The sequence below is a fragment of the Kineococcus siccus genome, assembly GCF_009906795.1.
GTDB lineage: Bacteria > Actinomycetota > Actinomycetes > Actinomycetales > Kineococcaceae > Kineococcus > Kineococcus siccus.
In genome coordinates this window covers 1-1,978 of the sequence record NZ_JAAALN010000249.1, presented here as the reverse complement: position 1 = coordinate 1,978, position 1,978 = coordinate 1, and the positions used below count along the sequence as shown (strand labels likewise).

The window sequence follows — 1,978 nt, the reverse complement described above, 5'->3', positions numbered from 1 at the left end:
CCCCCACCCACGCTCACGCGCCGGCGAAGGCCACCTCATGGCCCGGTCCCTCAGGACCCAACAGTGTGCCCAGCACCTCCCACGATCACACCAGACGCTTTCCACGCTTCAACGGACTCGAACCCCCGAAGGAACCCGAACCACTGAAGCCGTACTCACACCCAGCCGCGACCGCGACAAGACGCCATGTTGATGTTCCACCCTCGAGCCCCACCCCCGACACGTTCGGCCGAGAAAGTGGGACACACCCCCCACCCGAAGGCAACCACCGTCAAAGACGACGAAGAGAGGTGTGTTGAGTGCTCCTTAGAAAGGAGGTGATCCAGCCGCACCTTCCGGTACGGCTACCTTGTTACGACTTCGTCCCAATCGCCAGTCCCACCTTCGACGGCTCCCCCCTACAAGAGGTTGGGCCACCGGCTTCGGGTGTTACCGACTTTCATGACGTGACGGGCGGTGTGTACAAGGCCCGGGAACGTATTCACCGCAGCGTTGCTGATCTGCGATTACTAGCGACTCCGACTTCACGGGGTCGAGTTGCAGACCCCGATCCGAACTGAGACCAGCTTTTTGGGATTCGCTCCACCTCACGGTATCGCAGCCCTCTGTACTGGCCATTGTAGCATGCGTGAAGCCCAAGACATAAGGGGCATGATGATTTGACGTCATCCCCACCTTCCTCCGAGTTGACCCCGGCAGTCTCCCATGAGTCCCCAACCGAATTGCTGGCAACATGGAACGAGGGTTGCGCTCGTTGCGGGACTTAACCCAACATCTCACGACACGAGCTGACGACAACCATGCACCACCTGTACGCGACCAACTAAATGACACCCCATCTCTGGGATTCCACCGCGCATGTCAAGCCTTGGTAAGGTTCTTCGCGTTGCATCGAATTAATCCGCATGCTCCGCCGCTTGTGCGGGCCCCCGTCAATTCCTTTGAGTTTTAGCCTTGCGGCCGTACTCCCCAGGCGGGGCGCTTAATGCGTTAGCTGCGGCACGGAATCCGTGGAATGGACCCCACACCTAGCGCCCAACGTTTACGGCATGGACTACCAGGGTATCTAATCCTGTTCGCTCCCCATGCTTTCGCTCCTCAGCGTCAGTTACGGCCCAGAGACCCGCCTTCGCCACCGGTGTTCCTCCTGATATCTGCGCATTTCACCGCTACACCAGGAATTCCAGTCTCCCCTACCGCACTCAAGTCTGCCCGTACCCACTGCAAGCTCAGAGTTAAGCCCTGAGTTTTCACAGCAGACGCGACAAACCGCCTACGAGCTCTTTACGCCCAATAATTCCGGACAACGCTTGCACCCTACGTATTACCGCGGCTGCTGGCACGTAGTTAGCCGGTGCTTCTTCTGCAGGTACCGTCACTTTCGCTTCTTCCCTGCTGAAAGAGGTTTACAACCCGAAGGCCGTCATCCCTCACGCGGCGTCGCTGCGTCAGGCTTTCGCCCATTGCGCAATATTCCCCACTGCTGCCTCCCGTAGGAGTCTGGGCCGTGTCTCAGTCCCAGTGTGGCCGGTCGCCCTCTCAGGCCGGCTACCCGTCGTCGCCTTGGTAGGCCATCACCCCACCAACAAGCTGATAGGCCGCGAGCCCATCCCCAGCCGAAAAACTTTCCACCCACACACCATGCGATCGTGGGTCGTATCCAGTATTAGCCACCGTTTCCGATGGTTATCCCAGAGCCAGGGGCAGGTTGCTCACGTGTTACTCACCCGTTCGCCACTGATCCACCCCGAAGGGCTTCACCGTTCGACTTGCATGTGTTAAGCACGCCGCCAGCGTTCGTCCTGAGCCAGGATCAAACTCTCCGTTGAAAAAACATTAGAGAACCATATCACCCGGCATCATCACCCTCCCCAGCCCACTGACGAACCAGGAAGGAAACAACACCAAAGGAAACCCCCAACACCCGACAACCCAACCCCACACAACGCAGGACCAGACCACCAGACGCCAGAGGAAA

The 1,978-nt window shown here is 58.8% G+C and carries 1 rRNA gene; it reads right to left on the bottom strand.

Features of this window, described 5'->3' with window-relative positions:
• Positions 1 to 310: 310 nt before the first annotated feature.
• A 16S ribosomal RNA gene (locus GTR02_RS19260) occupies positions 311 to 1,829 on the bottom strand.
• Positions 1,830 to 1,978 lie beyond the last annotated feature (149 nt).